The sequence below is a fragment of the Agrobacterium sp. 5Ca39 genome, from assembly GCF_055382365.1.
Window position 1 is genome coordinate 871,927 of sequence record NZ_AP026437.1, and the last position, 20,399, is coordinate 892,325.

Below are 20,399 nucleotides of genomic sequence, written 5' to 3' on the forward strand. Positions count from 1 at the left end.
GGCAGTCCAGCATTTGAGACCTTGTGTACGCGGCCCTTGGGTTCTCTTCGGCGCAACGGGAAGCGGATAGATGAGCCTTCGTCCAAATTGCAGTCCTGTGGCGACGGTGGTATCGCGGCGGAGGGATCGTTTTCGACCGCGAGGTCTAGCAACGCGGTAATGACCTTGACAGGGCACCACAGGAGTCTAGAGGGGTTTTCATGATCATGTTGGGAGTATGAAAATGAAGACGCTGGCAGCCATTTCGGCTTTTGTGGGCAAGACTTTTGCCATCTGGGTCATCCTGTTTGCCGTCCTCGGCTTTTTCTTTCCGGATACGTTCAAGCAGATCGCGCCCTGGATCGTAACGCTTCTGTCAATCATCATGTTCGGCATGGGTCTCACACTTTCGGTCGACGACTTCAGGGAGGTCGTGAAAAGGCCGTTCGATGTGACGATCGGCGTGCTCGGTCAGTTTCTCATCATGCCGCTTCTGGCGGTGCTGCTCACCCGCATCATTCCCATGCCGCCGGAAGTCGCGGCGGGCGTCATTCTGGTCGGTTGCTGCCCGGGCGGCACGTCTTCCAATGTTATGACTTATCTCTCCAAGGGCGATGTCGCACTGTCCGTTGCCTGCACTTCGGTCACCACGCTCGCGGCGCCGCTGGTGACGCCATTCCTCGTCTGGCTGTTCGCAAGCCAGTTCCTGCCCGTCGACGGTTGGGCGATGTTCCTCAGCATTGTCAAAGTCGTTCTGGTTCCGCTGGCTCTCGGCGCCGCTCTGCAAAAGCTGCTGCCCGGCCTCGTCAAGGCCGCCGTACCGGCGTTGCCGCTCGTCAGCGTCATTGGCATCGTCCTCATCGTTTCGGCGGTGGTGGGAGGATCAAAGGCGTCCATCGCCCAGTCTGGATTGATGATTTTTGCCGTCGTGGTTCTGCACAATGGCCTTGGCTATCTGCTCGGTTACCTCGCGGCAAAGGCAACAGGCCTGTCGCTTGCCAAGCGCAAGGCCATTGCGATTGAGGTCGGAATGCAGAATTCCGGGCTTGGTGCGGCGCTTGCGACGGCCTATTTCTCGCCTCTCGCCGCGGTTCCGAGCGCCATTTTCAGCGTCTGGCACAATATTTCCGGTGCAATCCTGGCGAACTGGTTTTCGGGCCGGGTGGACGCAGGCTCCGCCAACAAAGCCGCCTGAAGCTCCGCCATCGTTAGGCCGCCTGAATTGGGGGCGGCCTGACCCTGCGTTAGAACGGCATAGTCCGACGTGTTACGGCCGGTGGATTAAGCTGGGCAAAGCCCTCCTGGCGCTGATACGGGAAATGCGGATAGGGAGCAGTCGTCGCGCTTGCCTCGTCCAACTTCGCTACCTGTGCGGACGTCAGTTCCCATCCCACGGCATCGAGGTTCTGGCGAAGCTGCTCCTCATTGCGTGCGCCGATGATGACCGTGGAAACAGTCGGGCGTCGGAGCAGCCAGTTGAGGGCGACCTGCGGCACCGTCCTGCCGGTTTCTTCCGCAACAGCGTCGAGCGCATCGATCACGCGGTAGAGATGTTCATCGTCCACCGGCGGGCCGAAACTGGCGGTCTCATGCAGGCGGCTACCTTCGGGCAGCGGCGCGCCGCGACGGATTTTTCCCGTCAACCGCCCCCAGCCAAGCGGGCTCCAGACCATTGCGCCAAGACCCTGATCCGCGCCGAGCGGCATCAGATCCCACTCGTAATCCCGGCCTATCAGGGAATAATAGACCTGATTGACCACATAACGCGGCCAGCCATATCGATCCGCGATGGCAAGCGATTTCATGATCTGCCAGCCGGAAAAATTCGAGACGCCGGTATATCGCACCTTGCCGGAGCGGACGAGTGTATCGAGCGTCGACAGCACTTCCTCAACCGGTGTGAAGGCATCGAAGGCATGGAGTTGCAGGATGTCGATATAGTCGGTCTTTAGGCGGCGCAGGGCGTCATCCACCGCGCGCAGAAGCCGGAAGCGGGACGACCCGGCCTCGTTCGGCCCGTCCCCCATCGGCAGGCTGGTCTTGGTCGAGATCAGAGCGCTGTCGCGCCTTCCCTTGACGGCTTCGCCAAGCACTTCCTCCGATGCGCCATTGGAATAGACATCGGCGGTGTCGAACAGGTTGACGCCGGCTTCCAGGCAAATATCGATCAGGCGTCGGGCTTCCGTGGCGTCTGAATTGCCCCAGTTGCTGAAGAGCGGGCCGGAGCCGCCGAAAGTTCCGGTGCCGAAACTCAAGACCGGCACTTTCAGGCCGGATTGGCCGAGATGACGATAATCCATGGGGCGTTCCTTTGTTGCTTCGAAATGGTCGCGGGCGGGGCTCTGGCATCACCGCGCTTTGTCCATCCCGTCATGATCTGGCAGATGAAGATTGCGATGCGTTTCAATCGCCGTCTGAAGATAGACGCTCGCTCTTCAATGAAATAGAATGCCAAAAATATTATCACTTGTGAGATGAAGTCATCATGGCGCGACTGGAGATCAACCGGGCAGGGGAGATGGAGATCTTCGTGCGGGTCGTCGAACTCGGCGGTTTTTCCCGCGCGGCCGCGGCGGCGAACATGACGCCTTCTGCAGTGAGCAAGCTGATCGCACGGCTGGAAGGCCGCCTGGGCGCGCGCCTGCTCAACCGTTCGACCCGGCAGCTTCAGATCACGCCGGAGGGCTGCGCCTTCTATGAAAGGGCCACCCGTATCCTCGCCGATCTCGAAGAGGCCGAACGCGCTGCCGGTGAGGGCGAACAGCCTGTCGGCCGCGTGCGGATCAACACCAGCGCTTCTTATGCAACGCATATTCTTGCGCCCATCCTGCCACGGTTTCTGGCGCTTCATCCGGGCATCACGCTCGATATCGTTCAGACGGATATGGTGGTTGACCTTCTTGCGGAACGCATGGATGTGGCGGTGCGCGCCGGGCCGCTCAAAAGCTCAACTCTCGTTGCCCGGAAACTCGGTGAGACAGGGATGATCATTGCTGCCGCCCCGGATTATCTGCAGCGCTGCGGCGTGCCGCAAACCATAACCGATCTGGAAAATCACAATCGGCTCGGGTTCGGTTATGCCCGGTCAATCGACGGGTGGCCTTTGCGGGATGCGGGAAAGACCGTCGTCATTCCCGCGACGGGACGCGTGCAGGTCAGCGATGGCGAGGGCCTTCGCCATCTCGCCCTTGCCGGTGTCGGGTTGGTTCGCGCTGCTGCCTTCACCGTGAGGGAGGATATCGCCGCTGGCCGGCTCATATCGGTCCTCGATCATCTTGATACGGGTGAAACGGAGATATTTCACGCCGTTTATGCCGGCCAGCGCGGGCTCCTCCCATCCCGTATTCGGGCGTTGCTCGATTTTCTGGGTGAATACGGGCGGGTTAAGTGAAGTGACTCAAAAAGGCGCCGGTTTGCGTCTCATCATCGCTGATCGGGAGAACGTGATTGTTTATTCGTTGGGCTGCCGGCTTATTCTTTCGGACCGGACAGCGTGAAAGCACCAACCGATTCCAGTATAATGCGCGTCTCGTCAGAGAGTGCGCCCGGCAGCGCACCGCAGAGGCTGCCCGTCGTCACCACATGGCCTGCTCTCAGCATATGTCCCGTGTTGAGTGCGGCGTTGGCGAAGGCGAGAAGCGGCGCCAACGGATCAATATTCGGGTGTTTCACCTTGGCATTGAAGAGCTGCACTGGATCTTCGGTGACGATGAGCAGCGGCAGGTCATCGCTATTAGCCGCAAAAACATCCACGATACCCTTGTCCACTTCCGGCCCGAGGGCGAAACCGTGGTTGGCGAGGCGATCTGCCAGAAAGAGCGGAAACGGAACCTGATTTTTCTCTTCCAGCCTGTATCGGAGAAGCTCGACACCAAGATGCACCTTGTCGATATACTGCATAATATCCGCCTTGGTGAGCTGCCTTTCAGCGGCAGCGGGAATATCGGCAGCGAGCGTAAAGCATATCTCGACTTCAATTCCCTCCGTTCCATCTAACGGGAAGGAAGCGAGATTGGCATCGTTCACCCGGCAGCAATCGAACATGGGTGCCGCCACCGCCTCGCCATCCGGGCGGATCGCCAGCTTCCAGCCGCCGATCGGTTTTCCCAAATATCCTGCAAAGTCTCGCTGAACCGCCATCGCCTCTGCAAGCGTGCCCGGAACGAGGCCCTCCGCCTCCAGCTCAGCTAAAACAATTCTATCACCCTCCCGGCTTGCCTTTGCAAAACGCTCCGCCAGTTTTTCGATCGCCGTCATTCCGCTCATGTCTCCTGATGATCTCGCGCGCCGAACGCTGTCACGATTTGGCGCTGTCTGCCAAGGCCATCAATGCCGAGTTCGACCACGTCGCCGGCTTTAAGGAAGACGGGCGGTTTCATTCCGAGGCCCACACCGGGCGGCGTGCCGGTGGTGATCACATCGCCTGGCATCAGACGCATGAAGCGGCTGATATAGGAAACCAGCGTTGCGATCGGGAAAATCATCTTGGACGTCGTGCCTGTCTGCATGCGCTGGCCGTTAACGTCCAGCCATAGGTCGAGATTTTGCACGTCGCCGATTTCATCCGGCGTCACCAGCCATGGTCCGAGAGGACCGAATGTCGGTCCGCTTTTGCCTTTCGTCCATTGGCCGCCGCGTTCGATCTGGAAGGCGCGTTCGGAGACATCATGGCAGACGCAGAAACCCGCAATGACGGAGAGTGCATCCTCTTCCCGCACATGATAGGCCGGCTCACCGATAACGAAGGCGATCTCGACTTCCCAATCGGTTTTTTCCGAATCCTTCAGAAGACAGATCGGATCATTCGGGCCGGAAATGCATGACGTGTGTTTGTTGAAAAGCACAGGCTCTTCAGGGATCGGCGTATTCGTTTCCAGCGCATGGTCGATGTAATTGAGGCCAACCGCCACAAAATTGCCGACAGAACCGACGCAGGGACCGATCCGCACATCAGATGGTACAGCCGGGAGCGAAGAAAGATCGATTTTTGTCAGTTTTGCAAGGGAATTGCGCGAGAGGGTTGTCCCGGCTATGTCGGTGACGATCGAAGAAAGATCGCGGATAATGCCCTCGGCGTCGAGCGCTGCCGGCTTTTCTAGGCCGATGGGACCGTAACGAAGAAGTTTCATTCTGTTTTCCTATGCGGCTGATTGCTGAAGAGCATTTTCGCCAAGCGCAAATTCAAGGCGATAAAGTCCGACCTCCACGGATCCGACAAGGTCGGCGCTTGAGAGTTTTCGTGCCAGGTCGTCTGCGGCATCGGACACGGAGGAGGCCGAGCCGCCTTCGATCATGATGATCCAGTTGGGCACGCCAACCTGACGGCCCTTGCGTTCGGCGGTTTCGAGGCTGCTTGCGCCACTGTCTGCAATGCACAGATGGGCGCCGCTGATGCCGTTCAGCTTGCCTGTTTTGCAGAGAGCGTCAGTCAGCATGGATCGGATTGTCGCCCTGTCGTTGTCGGCGACGTCAAAACGAAAAGTGGCGATGAAGCCGCCGTCGCCGCACCCATGGGAATAGTCGGTGTTGCAGACACCGCGTGTCGTGTTGCGAAAGTCTGCGGTGGAACGCTTTGTCCAGGGGGTGGGATTGTTCAGCCGATCAAGATAGGGCTGGCCGACCAGCACCTGCGCATCCGCCGCCTCATAGAGCGTGAAATACTCAGGTACTCCCTGCTCGGCGATATAACGGCGTCCGCGCAGGAAACCTGGTATCGATACCCGTTCGGGAATGTGTTCGCGATTGTGCCATTCGATGAAATTATCACGGCCTTCCGGCAAGATGTCGTTCCATATGGCGACGACGGCCTTTCCCAAGAGAGACATTGGTTACCTCAATATGTTGCGCGACCGCCGGACAGGTCGAAAACCGCGCCGGTCGAGAAGCTGCATTCGGAAGAAGAGAGCCAGGCCACCATATTGGCGACTTCGGCGGGGTCGAGAAAACGCCGCATGGGAATGCGGGAGAGAATATCGTCCAGTCGTTCCCTCGGGGCATCAACACTCATTGCCGTCATGGAGGCCGCAGGCGTAATGGCGTTAACGAGAATACCCGCTGTTGCCAGTTCCTTGCCGAGGCTTTTGGTCATCGCCACCAGCCCCGCCTTGGCGGCGCTGTAGGCGGCTGCCTGATGCATGCCTTCCTTGGCCTGGATGGAGGCGACGTTGACGATGCGGCCCAAATGGCTTTCTTTCGCCGTTTCGATCATCAGCGGCACCAACGCGCGGCAGACAAGAAACGACCCGAACAGATTGACGTCGATGATCCTGCGAAACTCCTCGACCGGAATTTCCCACAAGGGCGCGACATTGCCGACAATGCCGGCATTGTTGACGAGAATGTCAAGCTTGCCGAACCGTTGTTGCAGATCATTGGTGGCGGTTTCGATGCTTTGTGCATCTGTGATATCGACGCCGGCATGGGGCAGGTTGGCAACGTAACCGCTTTTCACAGCTGTCGGCAGATCCCAGTGAACCACTGTGGCGCCGCAGTCCTGTAACCTCCGGCTGATCGCGGCACCGAAGCCGCCGGCAGCACCCGTGACGACAGCCACCCGGCCTTCAAGATCATAGTGTGTGGACATGTTTGAAACCATTGTTCCGCATCGAGCCCGGCAGATCTGCCGGGCTCTGGGCGTCTGCAGTTATTTTGCTATCAGGCTGTTGGTGAAGAAGGCGTCTGCCGGCATATCGGTCTTGATGTCCTGATATTCCTTCATCAGATCGAGTGTCTGCTGCCAGTCTGCCGCAGCCATTTCGCCGAGCGGCGCAGATGGGCCAGATGGCGACGGCAGAAGTTTGAGCGAGACTTCCAGCTGCTCCTTCAGAAGCTTGGGATCGCCGGTCGGCTTTTCCTTCACGGCTGCAGCAACTGCTGCGTCAGGATCCGCCTTGGCTGCCTCTATGGATTTCAGCGACGCTGCCACGAAGCGCTTGACCAGATCCTGATTGCTGTCCATCAACTTTGTGTTGGTAACAATCGTCAGGCCCTGCGTGTTCACGCCCAGCTCCGCAAAAGAAAATACCTTCTGCTCCAGACCCTTTGAATTGAGCACCACGACCTGGTTTTCAAGCCCGCCGAGAATGCCCGCGGCGCGATCCTGCATGATGGCGATGATCTTGCCGGGTCCATCCACATTCAGAATATTGACCTTCGACGCATCAACGCCGTTCTTTTTCCAGATAGCGGGCAGGAGGGCGAGTGAAGCCTCGCCGGCGCTGGCCGCGACCGTCTTGCCCTCCACATCCTTGATGGATTTTACGCCGGAATCCGCGCGAAACGTCATGGCGTAGGGTGAGGTGTTAAGCAGACCGAGCACGGATTTGACCGGTGCGCCTTTCGAAGCGCCGGCAATGACGCTGCCGCCATCGGCGATGCCGAACATATCGCCACCAGTTGCGACCGACTGGACCGTGCGCGCCGAGCCCTGGCCTTCGCCAATCTGAAGATCGATGCCCGCCTCCTTGTAGAAACCCTTTTCTGCACCGTAATAAAAGATGGTGTGGACACCGCTCAAAAGGAAATTGAGACGGAGTGTGACCCTGTCTTCAGCCGCAGCGGACTGAATTCCTGCCAGACCAACGGCGAGCGCGATCGCAACGCCCGCAAGCGTTTTTTTCATAATATTGAACATTTTATCCTCCCGTTTTTAATTGAAGTCCGAATTCAGGTCGCCGTTTTCCCGACAGTGAAGTCGTCACGACGCTGCGAAACGTGCCAGGGGATCGCGAAGCGTTCGATCATTTCCACGATGCCGTAGAGAAGAAGGCCGAGAAGGCTGAGCACAATGATGACGGCGAAGGTCATGCTGGTATTCATGTTGCCGTTGTAGTTCAGCAGCAGGTATCCAAGCCCGTTGTCGGAGGCAACGAATTCCGCCACCACGGCCGCCGTTGCAGACAGTGCTGCAGCCACCTTGAAGCCGGCAAAAAGCGAGGGCAGGGCGCCCGGCAGTTCCACCTTCCAGAAAATCATCAGTCGTCCGGCGCGATAGCTCTTGGCGAGATCGTAGACGTCAGGTTCGATGGATTTAAACGCGACGATGGAATTGACCACGATCGGAAAAAAGGAAAGCAGGAAGACCAGCAGGATTTTCGACGGCAGGCCGAAGCCGACCCAGATGATGAAAAGCGGTGCGATGGCGATCTTGGGGATGATCTGCAGGATCACCAGCAGCGGATAGAAGATCGCCTCGAATGCGCGTGAATAGACGACCAGCAGGGCAAGCAACGTTCCCATGACAACGGCCACGAGGAAGCCGAGCACCATGGGCTGCAGCGTGTAGAGCGATGCGGTGAAGACAATAGGCACATTGTTATAAAGGTCCGCAAAGACCTTGCTCGGTGCCGGCAGGATATATTCCGGAACATTGAGGAGACGCACCGCGATCTCCCAGACAATGCCTGCACCCACGAGGCTGCCTACCGTGTGTGCCTGTCCTTTGACGGGACCAATGACTTTCGAAAACATGCTTCCTCCCGAATTGCCCGCTCGTTGCCGGACAATTTTGTATTCATGGAACAACGTTCCATATGGACTGATGTTTCGTCAAGTGCTATTTCGGAGGCAGCAGGAGAATGAAATGCAGCGGGAGGAACGCATGTTGCAGAAGAATAACGACGGGACCGGTTATGAGCCCGGCGTCTTGCTAAAGGGCGTCAGCAAATATTTCGGGCATGCGGACGCGCCTGTCGTGGCCTTGGAAAAACTTGACCTGACGATTGGTGACGGGGAGTTTGTCGCGATTGTCGGCCCATCCGGCTGCGGCAAATCGACGATGATGCGGCTGATCTCCCGGCTTTCTCACGCCAGCACGGGGGAGATTTCCGTTTTCGGCGACGTTTCCAAGGAACCGCCGCCCGGTATGAGCATCGTTTTCCAGAATCACGTGCTTCTCGCCTGGCGAACGATCATCGACAATGTGCTGTTCCCAGCCGAAATGACCGGGCGGAACCGCGAGGAATTGCGGCCGCATGCGCTTGCGCTTCTCGAATCTGTCGGTTTGAAGGATTTCGCCGACAGGTATCCGCATGAACTTTCCGGTGGCATGAAGCAGCGCGCATCGATCGCCCGCGCTCTGCTTCTGCAACCACGGCTGCTGTTGATGGATGAGCCCTTTGGGGCGTTGGATGCGCTGACGCGCGAACAGATGCGTATCGATTTGGAAGCACTCTGGCTGAAGAATCGAATGACAGTCGTCTTCATTACCCATTCCATCGACGAAGCAGTTCTTCTCGCGGATCGCGTCATCGTCATGACCCCGAGACCTGGGAGAATCGAGAGGATATTGGATATTGACATGCCTCGGCCGCGTGGGCTGGCGGCGCGGCGGCAGCCGGAATTCATCGAGAAATCCGAAGAGATTACCGAGATTTTCCTTTCGCGCGGCATTTTGCAACGCCATGCCTGAAACGATCGGACCTTTCGCCTATCCAAAGAGGAAGACGCGAAAGGCCCTGCATCTTCTTGATGAAGCGTTGTCTTTTGATTGAAAATCGCGACGCATATGCGACCGGAGAATGAAATGGACAGGACGATCAATGTACCAAGCGGCGGTGTCGAGCGAACGATAGCCATGCTGGAGCTCCTCGCCTTGGCCGAGGAACCGCTCAAACTATCCGATGTCGCTCATCAACTCGACATTCCGAAAAGCGCATGTCATCGCATCCTCACCTCCCTGATCGAGAATGGCTGGGCTTGGCAGAGCCCCGAGAGCGATTGCTACGCTCTAACCATGCGCATGGCGCTGGTGGGCCAGAAACAACTGACGAGACTGCAGGTCTCGGATTTGCGCCAACCGATCCTGAATGCGCTCGCCGAACGCACCCGCGAACTCGTTCGTTTGACGGCTGTGCAGAATAATACGCTTGTCTGGGTCGGCTCCGCTCGCGGTCGCCGCTCAGGCCTGGTGTTTGAACCCGATATGAGCGCCGGCATTGTACCCTATGCGACGGCGAACGGTAAAATATGGCTGGCGAGCCTGGAGCGGGAGAGGGCGCTGAGAATCGCCCTTGAAGCCGGGCTCGGCCAACCTGGCCAGCAGGCTGCAAACGCCATCAATACCATCGAAGCGCTAAACCAGGAACTCGATGCCGTTGCCGGTCTCGGTTACGGCCGGGCAGTTGGCGAAGCCGAAGAGGGAGTGGGGGCAATCGCTGTCGCCATTCGTAAGGGGAAAGAGGTCGTGGGAACCATGAGCGTGGCGGCGCCGCTAACTCGTCTTACGGATGAGCGTGTGGCGGAGATATTGCCGCTTCTGGCAAGGGCTGCGAGTGACATGGAAATCGCCTGGTAGCAATCTCCGGCTCTCTTAGGCCAAGCTTGAGATAGCCGAAAAGCAACGCGGGCGGCAGAGCCGCCCGATTTCATTTTGGTGTCAAGCGACGTCGGCGTCGAACTGGATGCTGTGGAGCCGCTTGTAAAGACCATCATTCGCCAACAATTCACGCCGGCTGCCCTGTTCGACCACTTCACCATTGTCCATGACGACAATCTTGTCGGCGCGGTTGATGGTGGAAAGGCGGTGGGCGATGACGATGGATGTCTTGTTGAGCGTCAGACGCTCCAGCGCATCGCGCACGAGGGATTCGGATTCGGAATCCAGTGCACTCGTCGCTTCATCGAGGATCAGAATATCCGCGTCTCTAAGCATTGCCCGAGCAATGGCCACGCGCTGGCGCTGACCGCCCGACAGGCCGGAGCCGTTCTCACCGAGCCTGGTGTCGTATCCGTCCTGCATCTTCATGATGAAATCATGCGCATTTGCGGCCTTGGCTGCAGCGATGATCTCTTCCTCCGTTGCATTGTCGCGACCGACGGAGATGTTGTGCTTGATCGTTCCGGAGAACAGGAAGGTCTCCTGGCCGACATAAGAAACATGCTCGCGCAGGCTGGCGAAGGAAACATCGCGCAGATCCGTGCCGTTGATTTCAACGGAGCCGTTCTGCGGGTCGTAAAGACGCATCATGAGGTTGATGATAGTCGACTTGCCACTGCCAGAGGGGCCGACCAGCGCAGTCATCTTGCCGCCTTCGAAAAGGACGCTGACGTCCCTGAGAACGGGCTGGCCAGAAACATATTCGAAGTTGACGTTCTTGAGTTCGACATCGCCGCTTGCCTTCGGGAGCGCTACTGCGTCTTTCTTTTCCATCAGTGTCAGCGGCGCATCCAGAACCTCGAACATCATACGCACGCCGATCATCCCGCCTTCGATCTGTACGCGCATTCGCGCAAGCCGCTTAGCCGGTTCGTAGGCTAGGAGAAGAGCGGTAATGAATGCCATCAGATCGCCGGGGGAGCCGCCTTTTTCAAGCACCGTATATCCAGAAACGGCAATTACGACCGCGATAGCAAGACCAGACAAAGTTTCCATGATCGGGCTCGTAGCTGCCTCGAGCTTGGCAATACCATTGGCCCGAAGCTCCACGTCAGAAACCGCTTTATTCATTCGTTGACGCATCAGTTTTTCCAAAGAAAAAGCTTTGATCACTCTCACGCCGATGCTGGTTTCTTGGACAACGTTGACAATTTCGCCGAGCGACGCGAGTTCCGCTTCCATAATCTTACGAACGCGACGCAGGACTAAACGAACGCTAAGAATCGCCAACGGACCGATAATCATGGAGATCGCGCTGAGAAGGAAATTCTGGGCGAACATCACTATGATCAAGCCGAGGAGTGAGAAGAGGTCGCGGACAAAGGAAGTGACGATTGTATCGATTACACTGCGAGCGGCCTGAGCATTGTACGTTACACGCACTAGCAGTTCGGAAGAAGGCAGGTTCTGAAAAAAGGACACCCCTTGTTTTAACAGCCGGTCATAAATCTTACGTTGCTGCTCGGCAACGATGCTGTTGCCAGCCTTGCTTAGATAATAGCTCTGCACGAAGGTGGCCAAGCCCTTCACTATGAAAATGGCCGCCACTGCAAAAGCAATCTCAAGAACTACATTGAAACCCTGCTTTAGGTAAACGCTGTTTACGATATCTCGCATTATCCATGCGCTGAGAGAGGTCATGCCAGCGACAACGAGCATCGCAGCAATCGCCGCAGAATACCAGCCAACGTGTTTTTTGAAATTTTCCTTAAACAGCCGCGTTAGCAGCTTTTTGTCGTCTGGCGACAAAAACGATCCGATCACTGCAATATCCTTGCGAGTTCAAGATAAATAGAGTTGCATAGCAAGATTTGCTCACCGTCCTATGGCAAAGTTAATCATTTTGCCACATAGTCAGCGTGTCACTCGAATTCACCTCGTTAGGCCATCAATCCAGGCCGCGCGGCGATGTAGAGATCGTGAGCGCGGAACAGAAATACGGGAAACCTGCATCTGCTAGGATTAATAGCTCCAACTCGATGACGTATATTGGTCGCCTGCAGATAGTCTCCCTCATTCTGTCTGTCAATATGTCAGGGCTCGACTCGAAGGTAGTGGACGGGCGAAGCTAGTCTTCCCCGGTTTCGTCCCTTCACCGTGTGCTTACGATCGGATCGCGGCGCTGACCGTACCGACATTATGGCAACATTGATCATCACTGCAAAGCTCAACGGTAGGCGTGTCCTTGCCCGGATCGAGGACAGCCCATTTATCACTGCGATGGCGCGTACAAATGGCTTCGTCCATATCCAATTATTCGGCGGCAACCCACATCTGACGGCATTCAACGCCTAGCGCCGGACGACCAAGATGAGGGATAAGTACATCCGATGTCGATTTCCTCGAGTGGAACGGAAAGGTGAAGCTTAATTATCTGGTTGCAGATCAGTCCAAATCGGGCGTCAGCAATGAGGCCGAATATGATGGTACTCTCATTGATCTGTACCATGAATTCTGGCCAGACCCTTAGGTCGCTAAGCCAACGCTAAGCTTCTTGCTCGGGTATGCCTGCCTGATCTTACGGTCAACTGCATTGCTCACGTAGCATAGAGGCACTGACGCTATGATTGTGATGGCAACGACCAGCGAGGGATAGGGAAGCCCTGAAAACTGTAGGGCGAACAACACGGGAATGTGGATAAGGTAAATCATGTACGACATATCACCGAACCCGGCTTCGTAGAAAGCCCGCTGGTACCTCCTTGGGCGGACGATGACGATCGACAAGCAGGCTGCGCTGGAAAGCAGGTCGTTTGGTGTCGGGCACTTATGGCGAGCCACTGGAAGGCGTTAGACTACTCCTCGGCTTAATCCGCCTGCGCACGTAACAGCGTAGTAGAGAATAGTGTTTAAAAACTGAGCGCTTTTAGGCGCCCTGCTGCGACGGGAGCGAGCCATTTCGTTGATGACATGCTTCGGCTTCTCGGTTGAATGCGTCGTCCACATTGAAGGACGTGCTGGGGGGCTCGATCATGCCGCGCCTCATGTCGACCGTGCAGACAACCATGCACACGGCAGACGGATGGTTAAAAAATTTCCTGTTGACGCGCCTGCCGCGATTAAACAACCTCATCGCTCTGGGTCATCCGCAAAATTTTTCGGACGAAGAATAGTCTCGAAATCGCATGCCGGAGGCGGAAAAGACGCTGGTACGGAACTAGTTCGCCATTGCTACGGCCGGGTCGCAAGACTAGAAGCCACACTTATTGACGCTGCGGTCTGTTAATAACACACAAAAGGAAATGCTGTGGAGCGGGAAATAACAAAGATGCTGTCATGTGGAGTGCGGCGCGTTGAGGCCATAATTTTCCTTATTATTTTGTCCCCGTTGGCAAATTCTTGGCAACGCATTAATCCCAGTTGGGACGACACGTTTTTTCTCCATAACGGGGTATGTCTGGCGAGATCTTTTTGGAATGCCAACCTTCAAGGGATCGACGGCTGCATGGGGCAGATTGCTAAATCTCCTATCATGGCGATGCTGTTGATACCCGCCGGACCAAGTGCAGTTCGGATAGAAAGTTTGAGCGTTGCGCCGTTCATTTTATCGCTGGCAATAGCCACTTTGATATTGATTCTGCATTATTTCCTGCGCCTTGCAAAGGTCCCTCACATAGCCATTCTCGTGGCTGCTTGTTTCGCGATTACCACTTCGTCTATGTGGTCAAGCGGAGCCCCATTTATGGTTGATGGGCTCCTAGCGATCATTGTAGCCTGTACTATTGCGTTCGTGTTCGTTGAGTATGAAAATGCGACATTATCGCCCGCTGAATCGGTGAAGCGCGGCCTAATTTGGGCTCTTCTGATTACGATAGGAATTCTCTCCAAAACAACCTATGCCGTTATTGCAATACTCGTAGCACCGATAGCGATATGGATATCGATTTTACGCAGCGGCCTTAATATGACGGTAATAAAATTATTTTCCCTTGTGGTGTTTTTAATTCCATTAGCGATCGCTCTTATTCGTTACGGCGATATTTATCTTGCTCATGCTAGAAATTCGTCTTTCGGGCCGCTTTCGTCCTTTTACAACGATGGTCTATCCCCATTAAGATTTATACTAGACAGCTCTGCCCAAAATTGGAGTTTATGGGTCGGGATTTTTCTTCTCTTGATATTTGCCGTAGCGCGCGGGCTAGAGCGAGAACGAGCAATAGCAGGTCTTCTAGTTGCATTAGTGATTTTAGTCTACTTTGTCATCTCATCGACAAGTCCAAACAAGGATCCCCGTTTTTTTTGGCTTGTTTGGCTAACCTTGCCATTTTGTGCTGCTTGTTCGATTGCTCCTCAGCGGAGCAGTTCGTCATCCATGGGCGCCTCGCCGACGACACAATTTTTATGCGCTTTGCTCATTGCTGTCCCTGCGGTGGGGCGTCTCGATCTTGAAAAACTCCGAACCAGTGTGGCTGCACTTGCATCGTTGCCTGCGAATGCAACGGCCACGGTATATCTTGCGACTGATAGTGCCCACTTCAACATCGAGACGTTGTTGCTAGCCCAGCAGTTAGAATGGAAGGACTATTCGCAGTTGCAAATTAGAACAGTTGTCTATGACGTCGTTTCCGAAAAATCGCCGCAGAAGTCCCTCGAGAAGTTGGCAACTGCCGATTATGTTCTAGGGCAGTTCCCGGTCCCAGGTGATGCGCCAGACTGGGCCAACAGATATGCTTCCGTTTTCGAGCAGAGTTTGAGAGTTTCTGACAAAGTGACTAAAGAACTCTCGGCTGATTCCTCGATCCACATTTTTGCCAAGCAAGCACCTTAAGCTGCCCCGCAGTTTCGCGTTTAGACGTTCGAAGGGGAGTGACAGGCCACTTCGCTAATTTCTGCCTGGGAAGCTCGCTTGCATAACTCTAGGGTCCTCGACGGCCCGATTCGTTTCAGCCGTAGCTTCTTATTGCAGGGGAGGAGCTTTTTCGGTAGAGGGTGGCGGACTTTGAGAAACAGATAACCTGCGGATTTGATTTACAATGAAGACTGGCGCGCGTGATCCGGTAATACCACTGAATGTGAATGTGATGGACAAGGAGGAGATACTCGCGGCCAAAGCCGTTTTGGATTCCGGCTTTTTTACGATGGGAAAGAAATGCGCTGAATTCGAAGCTGAATTCGCGCGTTATGTCGGCTCCAAACATGCGCTTATGGTCAATTCCGGATCGTCGGCAAATTTGATCGCGACGTTTGCTCTTGCAAACAAATTGCTTAATGATCCACAGGGGCGTCGTCGCATTGAGCCGGGCAGCGAGGTTATTGTCCCCGCGCTGACATGGTCCACTACGGTCTGGCCATTTGTCCAGGCGGGGGCCGTTCCTGTCTTCGTTGACTGCGATCCGTTGACGCTTCAGGTGCAACCCGCAGCCATTGAGGCTGCGATTACGGATAAGACACGGGCAATCGCAATTGTTCACGTGCTTGGCGGTGCGGTTAATGCAAGTGCGGTGCGCGAGATCGCGGATCGCCACAATATTTGGCTCCTTGAAGATACCTGTGAGTCGTTAGGTGTGCGGTGGGACGGCAAGCAGGTCGGCTCATTTGGCGATATAGGAACCTATAGCTTCTATTTTGCTCACCACATCACAACCATTGAAGGTGGTATGGTGGTCACCGATGACGATGAGCTTGCCGATCTTTTGACCGCGGTCCGGTCGCATGGCTGGACGCGACATATGCGCAATCCAAATAGGTATCTTGATGCCAATCCCCATATTGATCCCCGTTTTCATTTTGTTACGACCGGTTTCAACGTACGCCCTACCGAAATCAATGGCGCGATTGGTCTTGTTCAACTGGGCAAGCTCGACCGCTTTAACGACCGTCGGCGCGAGATTGGGGCGGCTCTTGATATTGCCCTGAAGCCGTTGTGTGAATCGGGCAAGCTTATAACGATGAGTTTTAGCGAGCGTTGTGATGCCGCGCCTTTTGGCTACCCTGTTCTCTGCGAGAGCACGGAAATACGCAATGCGCTACAGGCACACCTCGAAGAACGGGGTATTGAAACAAGACCGGTCATTTGTGGCAATCTCGCCCGCCAACCTGCCATGAATGTCGTAGAGCATGTAGTGCCCGCCCCGCTGGACGGTGCAAATAGGGTGATGGATACGGGACTCTATTGGGGTACACACCCGCTAATGAGCGCCGACGACGTAACATACATAACCAAAGCTGTGATGGATTATTTCAAATGAAGCGTGCGTTGATTAGCGGAATAACAGGGCAAGATGGCTCTTATCTGGCTGAGTTGCTCTTGAGTAAAGGCTACGAAGTGCATGGCATCATTCGACGCTCGTCATCCTTCAATAGCGGTCGGATCATCCATCTTTTTAAAGACATCCATGAAAGTGACGCTCGTCTTAAGCTCCATTATGGAGATCTAACGGATAGCAGTCGGCTAGAAAAGCTCATCGAGATCATTGAGCCGCACGAGGTTTACAATCTCGGCGCTCAGAGCCACGTTCGCGTATCGTTCGATGAGCCAGTTTACACCTCGGATGCGGTTGGACTTGGTACCCTTAGGATGCTGGAAGCCATTCGCAATGTTGGTGCGGTTCAAACTGTGCGTTTTTATCAGGCTTCATCATCGGAGATGTACGGACTCGTTCAGGCGGTTCCGCAGAGTGAAACGACGCCATTCCATCCACGGTCGCCGTATGCCTGCGCGAAAGTCTACGCTCATTGGCAGGTTGTGAATTACCGCGAGGCTTATGACCTACATGCTTCGAACGGAATTCTATTCAATCACGAAAGCCCGCGCCGTGGAGAAACATTTGTGACCCGCAAAATCACTCGCGGCTTAGCAAGGATCCTGTCTGGCAAGGACAAAAAACTCTACATGGGCAATCTCGATGCAAAGCGTGATTGGGGCTTTGCTGGCGACTATGTTGAGGCAATGTGGCTGATGTTGCAGCAGGATAACGCTGACGATTACGTAGTAGCTACTGGCCAGACTTGGACTGTGAAAGATTTTCTCGACCGTGCTTTCAAACTCGTCGGCCTTGATTGGCGCGATTTCGTGGAGTTCGACTCTCGCTATCTTCGTCCGTCAGAAGTTGATCTCCTTATCGGTGACGCCTCCAAAGCTAAAGAGAAGCTTGGATGGGAACCAAGGACTTCCTTTGACGAACTTGTCCGCATGATGGTAGTCGCTGACCTCGAGTTGGAAAATCAAGCGCATCGGATGGTCGCCTGATGTATCGTAGCCCGCTTACTGCCGACGACTTTCACCCGGAGACACGATCTTTTTTCAAGGGGCGACGTGTCGCGTTGTTCGGCGGTTCCGGTTTCATCGGTAGCCACGTTGTCGAACACTTGATTGCACTGGGTGCGTCGCCAATTGTATTAAGTCGACAGGACCAGCCGGCCTTTCTTCAAGCCGCCGGCGAGGACGTGGAGATCATTCGAGGCGATATCAGCAATTATTCGACTACCGTTTCCGTCGCAAAAAAGGCGTCGGTAGTTCTGAACCTTGCCGCGGCGGTAGCGGGCATCGAATGGAACGCGTCGCATCCCGCATCCATGTTCATGGCCAATATGGAACTCTTCTTCAATGCGGTACGCGCGTCTGCAGAGGCAGGTGTGGAACGCTTCCTTGCGACGAGTTCAGCGTGTGTTTATCCGCGGCACTGCTCAGTGCCGACGCCGGAGAGTGAAGGTTTTCTAGATCAACCGGAGCCAACTAATGCGGGCTATGGGTGGGCCAAGCGAATGGAGGAATTCGTTGGGCAATCGGCAATACTCGAATACGGTCTTTCCGTTGCTATTGCTCGTCCTTACAATGCATATGGGCCTCGAGACGATTTTGATCTAAGCACGTCGCACGTTCTGCCTGCGCTCATTCGCAAGGCAATCGAGAGCCCTGATGGAAGGTTTAAGGTTTGGGGAGACGGTTCGCATTCTCGCAGTTTCCTTTATGTTGACGACTTCGCTAGGGGTCTGCTTGAAGTGACAGCGCGTGCGCCAGATGGCATTGCAATAAATATCGGGTCCTCTCAGGAAACGACGATATTCGAAGCGGCTACCCTAATAGCCAAGGTCGTAGGGGAAGTTAAGCAGACGGAAATTGTGCCCGTTTTCGATCCTCAGGGATTAACTGGTCAGCCACGCCGAGCCAGCGACACTCGTCTAGCCGAGGAATTGATAGGCTACAGATCGCGTGTCGGCTTTGAAGACGGCATCCGTAAAACGATAGAATGGTATCTGACATGAAAATAACCTTGTGCATTCTCACCCGAAATGAACGAGAATGTGTGGAGATCATCTATCCACGGCTGCCAGCGCCAGGTGCCGATTCGGGATTCGATGAGGTTGTCGTTATCGATGGCGGATCTACGGATGGCACAGTCGAATATTTTATGGAGCGTGGCGTAACAGTCCTTGGTCAAAGCAAGCGCGGACGGGGGGAAGCTTTCCTTATTGCGTTCGACCGGCTAGATACTGATGCATATTTGTTCTTTTCTCCGGATGGTAACGAAGATGTCGATGACTTGGCTAGATTTCGGCCGCTGCTTGAAAGTGGTGCCGATCTAGTAATTGCGTCACGAATGATGAAGGGCGCGGTAAATGAGGAGGACGTCAATTTCCTCAAGCCCAGAAAGTGGGCTAACAATCTATTTAACATTCTGGCCAATATTGCATTCCGCAGGCAAGGGAAGTTCGTAACTGATTCCATCAACGGATATCGAGCAATTACTGCTTCTGCTGCGAGTCGCTTAGCCTTAGATGCATCCGACTACACGATCGAGTATCAGATGACAATGAGGTCATTCAAAAGCCGTCTCAAGATCGCTGAGTTTCCGACCATTGAGCATCAGCGAGTGGCTGGCGGCACACAGGCGCATAGTATTCCCACTGGGCTCCGCTTTATCAAGGCGTTCTGGCGAGAATTGTTTATAAAAGCGACTGTGTCATGACTGGTTTGAGGAGTGGGATCATAGGAGAAAATCGCTCGCGCGTTTTACTGTCATTGCCGGCCGCGCTCAAAACCCTGGTGTCCGTCTCGATTTTGGTGGTCCTCTATTTCAAGTTCAGTTCACAGCTGCCAGCGATCACATCCGTAGATATCGCCGCGATCATTTGCGCCGCGGCGGTCTTGCTTCTTCAGCCGGTATTGATCGGCATCCGCTGGCGACAGGTGCTGATTGCATACAACATGTGCCCGCCTATTGGTGGACTGATTAATATCACTTGGGTATCCGTATTTGCGAACCAGTTTTTGCCGGCCGGTGTGGGGGGCGATGCCATTCGAGTGTTTTATGCACAGCGTAGCGGTGTACCCATCAATGTCTCGATTGCCAGCGTTGTTGTTGATCGTTTGGTCGCGCTCGTTGCACTCGCCATGCTCTCGGTTGGTTCCGTCTTCTATATAGATGGCCTAGTTGACAGACATCTAACTATCTTGTTTGGCTTGGCGCTTTCGTCGGGTCTTGTCATCGTCTACGTTCTTGCTCGGCGGCTTGCGCAGCCGCTTCCGCGGAAATTGAACAAGTGGCCGCTCGCGGTGAAAATCGCAACTGGCCTGCGTTTCATGCTTACTATACTCAACAGTCGTACTAATAGCCTTATCGTGCTTGCTAATGCTGTAGGTGTTCATCTCCTTTCGGCTTTGGCGTTCGTCATCGTAGCGCGCGCTCTTGTTATAGATCAATCGACCTTTGCTATAGTCACCGTGGCACTTGCTCTTACATTTGTTCAGATGATACCAGTCTCGATCGGTGGATGGGGCCTACGTGAGGTGGCGTCAGTTGGACTTTTTTCAGCTTATGGTGTCGATGGCGGGCACGCGGCTCTTGCTTCGATTTTGCTAGGCGTAGCATATCTCATCGCAAGTCTTCCAGGCGCGGTACTCTGGCTTTTTACATTCAAAAATGAAGATATAGCCAAAGCACCAAATGGCTGAGAGCCATCTCGCTTTCTGAAACGGCGGCAAGCTTGTCTACGGAGGTGATGCAAAGTCGTTACGAGTGTAGGCGTGGGTAAACTTCAGTTGGACTGAATATACTTCTGGTTCGGACAGCTTTGTAAGTGCCACGTATTTTTCAGTAGATGC

The 20,399-nt window shown here is 54.9% G+C and carries 18 protein-coding genes and 1 pseudogene; 11 read left to right on the forward strand and 8 right to left on the reverse strand.

The features are described from left to right. Positions 1 to 223: 223 nt before the first annotated feature. Complete coding sequence (locus ACZ47E_RS17690) at positions 224 to 1,174, forward strand: bile acid:sodium symporter family protein (protein ID WP_464017083.1); 951 nt, start codon at positions 224 to 226, stop codon at positions 1,172 to 1,174. Positions 1,175 to 1,223: 49 nt separating this feature from the next. Here the strand turns inward: ACZ47E_RS17690 and ACZ47E_RS17695 are convergent, their stop codons facing one another. Then, positions 1,224 to 2,279 (reverse strand): aldo/keto reductase, encoded by a 1,056-nt coding sequence (locus ACZ47E_RS17695; RefSeq protein WP_464017084.1) that lies wholly within the window; start codon positions 2,277 to 2,279, stop codon positions 1,224 to 1,226. Between the two features lie 185 nt (positions 2,280 to 2,464). Here ACZ47E_RS17695 and ACZ47E_RS17700 point away from each other — a divergent pair, with 185 nt between their 5' ends. Beyond that, complete coding sequence (locus ACZ47E_RS17700; RefSeq protein ID WP_112636017.1) at positions 2,465 to 3,370, forward strand: LysR family transcriptional regulator; 906 nt, start codon at positions 2,465 to 2,467, stop codon at positions 3,368 to 3,370. Positions 3,371 to 3,450: 80 nt separating this feature from the next. Here ACZ47E_RS17700 and ACZ47E_RS17705 read toward each other — a convergent pair whose 3' ends face one another. From ACZ47E_RS17705 to ACZ47E_RS17730, 6 genes are read right to left on the reverse strand one after another with little or no spacing between them, the layout of a single operon-like run. Beyond that, positions 3,451 to 4,236, reverse strand: a complete 786-nt coding sequence (locus tag ACZ47E_RS17705) for a 2-keto-4-pentenoate hydratase (RefSeq protein ID WP_278068052.1) — start codon at positions 4,234 to 4,236, stop codon at positions 3,451 to 3,453. A 5-nt stretch (positions 4,237 to 4,241) separates the two neighbouring features. After that, entirely contained in the window at positions 4,242 to 5,108 is an 867-nt protein-coding gene (locus ACZ47E_RS17710; protein ID WP_278067905.1) for a fumarylacetoacetate hydrolase family protein, read from the reverse strand. A gap of 9 nt (positions 5,109 to 5,117) precedes the next feature. After that, the gene (locus ACZ47E_RS17715) at positions 5,118 to 5,804 is read right to left on the reverse strand and encodes a DUF4286 family protein (protein ID WP_278067906.1); all 687 of its coding nucleotides are present in this window, start codon (positions 5,802 to 5,804) and stop codon (positions 5,118 to 5,120) included. An 8-nt stretch (positions 5,805 to 5,812) separates the two neighbouring features. After that, complete coding sequence (locus ACZ47E_RS17720) at positions 5,813 to 6,562, reverse strand: SDR family NAD(P)-dependent oxidoreductase (protein WP_278067907.1); 750 nt, start codon at positions 6,560 to 6,562, stop codon at positions 5,813 to 5,815. Between the two features lie 60 nt (positions 6,563 to 6,622). Beyond that, positions 6,623 to 7,612, reverse strand: a complete 990-nt coding sequence (locus ACZ47E_RS17725; protein ID WP_278067908.1) for an ABC transporter substrate-binding protein — start codon at positions 7,610 to 7,612, stop codon at positions 6,623 to 6,625. A gap of 32 nt (positions 7,613 to 7,644) precedes the next feature. Beyond that, positions 7,645 to 8,448 (reverse strand): ABC transporter permease, encoded by an 804-nt coding sequence (locus ACZ47E_RS17730; protein WP_278067909.1) that lies wholly within the window; start codon positions 8,446 to 8,448, stop codon positions 7,645 to 7,647. 112 nt (positions 8,449 to 8,560) lie between these two features. On the opposite strand from ACZ47E_RS17730, the gene ACZ47E_RS17735 reads away from it, so the two are divergent. Together ACZ47E_RS17735 and ACZ47E_RS17740 are read left to right on the forward strand one after the other, a co-directional pair. Continuing rightward, a complete protein-coding gene (locus ACZ47E_RS17735) occupies positions 8,561 to 9,388 on the forward strand; it encodes an ABC transporter ATP-binding protein (RefSeq protein ID WP_464017085.1) in 828 nt (275 codons plus the stop codon). 114 nt (positions 9,389 to 9,502) lie between these two features. Next, the gene (locus ACZ47E_RS17740; protein ID WP_464017086.1) at positions 9,503 to 10,273 is read left to right on the forward strand and encodes an IclR family transcriptional regulator; all 771 of its coding nucleotides are present in this window, start codon (positions 9,503 to 9,505) and stop codon (positions 10,271 to 10,273) included. An 81-nt stretch (positions 10,274 to 10,354) separates the two neighbouring features. On the opposite strand, the gene ACZ47E_RS17745 is transcribed toward ACZ47E_RS17740, so the two are convergent. Next, positions 10,355 to 12,118: an ABC transporter ATP-binding protein gene (locus tag ACZ47E_RS17745; protein ID WP_464017087.1), complete on the reverse strand. Its 1,764-nt coding sequence runs from the start codon at positions 12,116 to 12,118 to the stop codon at positions 10,355 to 10,357. A 345-nt stretch (positions 12,119 to 12,463) separates the two neighbouring features. Here ACZ47E_RS17745 and ACZ47E_RS17750 point away from each other — a divergent pair. The 7 genes and pseudogenes from ACZ47E_RS17750 to ACZ47E_RS17780 all read left to right on the forward strand — a co-directional run. Then, positions 12,464 to 12,649: pseudogene (locus ACZ47E_RS17750) on the forward strand (hypothetical protein); the annotation flags it as partial. Between the two features lie 952 nt (positions 12,650 to 13,601). Next, positions 13,602 to 15,122, forward strand: a complete 1,521-nt coding sequence (locus ACZ47E_RS17755) for a hypothetical protein (protein ID WP_464017088.1) — start codon at positions 13,602 to 13,604, stop codon at positions 15,120 to 15,122. Between the two features lie 205 nt (positions 15,123 to 15,327). Continuing rightward, positions 15,328 to 16,542 (forward strand): DegT/DnrJ/EryC1/StrS family aminotransferase, encoded by a 1,215-nt coding sequence (locus ACZ47E_RS17760; protein WP_464017089.1) that lies wholly within the window; start codon positions 15,328 to 15,330, stop codon positions 16,540 to 16,542. After that, entirely contained in the window at positions 16,539 to 17,543 is a 1,005-nt protein-coding gene (gene gmd, locus ACZ47E_RS17765; protein ID WP_464017090.1) for a GDP-mannose 4,6-dehydratase, read from the forward strand. Before ACZ47E_RS17760 ends, gmd begins: the two co-directional genes overlap by 4 nt. Continuing rightward, positions 17,543 to 18,559: an NAD-dependent epimerase/dehydratase family protein gene (locus ACZ47E_RS17770; protein WP_464017091.1), complete on the forward strand. Its 1,017-nt coding sequence runs from the start codon at positions 17,543 to 17,545 to the stop codon at positions 18,557 to 18,559. The genes gmd and ACZ47E_RS17770 overlap by 1 nt, the downstream gene beginning before the upstream one ends. Further along, on the forward strand, positions 18,556 to 19,263 hold the full coding sequence (locus ACZ47E_RS17775; RefSeq protein WP_464017092.1) for a glycosyltransferase family 2 protein: 708 nt from the start codon (positions 18,556 to 18,558) through the stop codon (positions 19,261 to 19,263). Before ACZ47E_RS17770 ends, ACZ47E_RS17775 begins: the two co-directional genes overlap by 4 nt. Beyond that, positions 19,260 to 20,249, forward strand: a complete 990-nt coding sequence (locus ACZ47E_RS17780) for a lysylphosphatidylglycerol synthase transmembrane domain-containing protein (RefSeq protein WP_464017093.1) — start codon at positions 19,260 to 19,262, stop codon at positions 20,247 to 20,249. The genes ACZ47E_RS17775 and ACZ47E_RS17780 overlap by 4 nt, the downstream gene beginning before the upstream one ends. Positions 20,250 to 20,399 lie beyond the last annotated feature (150 nt).

What these genes read in the sequence shown, in the direction of transcription:
- ACZ47E_RS17690 (WP_464017083.1), top strand. Translation starts at nt 224, where the DNA reads ATGAAGACGCTGGCAGCCATTTCGGCTTTTGTGGGCAAGACTTTTGCC.
- ACZ47E_RS17695 (WP_464017084.1), bottom strand. Translation starts at nt 2,279, where the DNA reads ATGGATTATCGTCATCTCGGCCAATCCGGCCTGAAAGTGCCGGTCTTG.
- ACZ47E_RS17700 (WP_112636017.1), top strand. Translation starts at nt 2,465, where the DNA reads ATGGCGCGACTGGAGATCAACCGGGCAGGGGAGATGGAGATCTTCGTG.
- ACZ47E_RS17705 (WP_278068052.1), bottom strand. Translation starts at nt 4,236, where the DNA reads ATGACGGCGATCGAAAAACTGGCGGAGCGTTTTGCAAAGGCAAGCCGG.
- ACZ47E_RS17710 (WP_278067905.1), bottom strand. Translation starts at nt 5,108, where the DNA reads ATGAAACTTCTTCGTTACGGTCCCATCGGCCTAGAAAAGCCGGCAGCG.
- ACZ47E_RS17715 (WP_278067906.1), bottom strand. Translation starts at nt 5,804, where the DNA reads ATGTCTCTCTTGGGAAAGGCCGTCGTCGCCATATGGAACGACATCTTG.
- ACZ47E_RS17720 (WP_278067907.1), bottom strand. Translation starts at nt 6,562, where the DNA reads ATGTCCACACACTATGATCTTGAAGGCCGGGTGGCTGTCGTCACGGGT.
- ACZ47E_RS17725 (WP_278067908.1), bottom strand. Translation starts at nt 7,612, where the DNA reads ATGTTCAATATTATGAAAAAAACGCTTGCGGGCGTTGCGATCGCGCTC.
- ACZ47E_RS17730 (WP_278067909.1), bottom strand. Translation starts at nt 8,448, where the DNA reads ATGTTTTCGAAAGTCATTGGTCCCGTCAAAGGACAGGCACACACGGTA.
- ACZ47E_RS17735 (WP_464017085.1), top strand. Translation starts at nt 8,561, where the DNA reads ATGCAGCGGGAGGAACGCATGTTGCAGAAGAATAACGACGGGACCGGT.
- ACZ47E_RS17740 (WP_464017086.1), top strand. Translation starts at nt 9,503, where the DNA reads ATGGACAGGACGATCAATGTACCAAGCGGCGGTGTCGAGCGAACGATA.
- ACZ47E_RS17760 (WP_464017089.1), top strand. Translation starts at nt 15,328, where the DNA reads ATGAAGACTGGCGCGCGTGATCCGGTAATACCACTGAATGTGAATGTG.
- gmd (WP_464017090.1), top strand. Translation starts at nt 16,539, where the DNA reads ATGAAGCGTGCGTTGATTAGCGGAATAACAGGGCAAGATGGCTCTTAT.
- ACZ47E_RS17770 (WP_464017091.1), top strand. Translation starts at nt 17,543, where the DNA reads ATGTATCGTAGCCCGCTTACTGCCGACGACTTTCACCCGGAGACACGA.
- ACZ47E_RS17775 (WP_464017092.1), top strand. Translation starts at nt 18,556, where the DNA reads ATGAAAATAACCTTGTGCATTCTCACCCGAAATGAACGAGAATGTGTG.
- ACZ47E_RS17780 (WP_464017093.1), top strand. Translation starts at nt 19,260, where the DNA reads ATGACTGGTTTGAGGAGTGGGATCATAGGAGAAAATCGCTCGCGCGTT.